Genomic DNA, 532 nt, shown 5'->3' on the forward strand with positions numbered 1-532 from the left:
CAAAGCGAAGAGATGATGAGGTTGATACGACGCCACCAACACTCTACGCACTTCGATGATCCTATTTTCGAACTAAAAAATGGCCAAGTTGAATACACTGAAAAACGTATTTTCACTGACCTGAATTGGCGCATAGATAAAGGACAACACTGGCAAGTTAAAGGGCCAAACGGCTGTGGTAAAAGTACGTTATTGGGGCTGATATTTGGCGATCATCCACAATGCTACAGTAACGACATCCACATCTTCGGCAAGAAGCGAGGCTCTGGCGAAAGCATCTGGGAGATAAAACAGCATATTGGCATGGTCTCCTCTGCGTTGCATCTTCAATATCGAGTGAATTGCAGCGCGTTAGAGGTTATTCTGTCTGGGTTCTACGACTCGATTGGCTTGTATAATCAGCCTTCGCGTAAAGAGATTGACGTAGCTAAAGAGTGGCTTGATATCTTACACATGCGTCACTACGAAAAGACGTCTTTCAAACAGTTGGAATACGGTCAGCAACGTTTGCTGTTGATCGCGCGCGCTATAG

At 45.1% G+C, this 532-nt stretch carries 1 protein-coding gene; it reads left to right on the top strand.

The window, feature by feature from the left end; translation table 11 throughout:
- Positions 1–532 (top strand): ABC transporter ATP-binding protein (locus R8O11_RS30880; protein WP_318195345.1); only part of this gene is annotated, 532 nt, incomplete at both ends.

This window comes from Vibrio sp. 1288 (assembly GCF_033344475.1).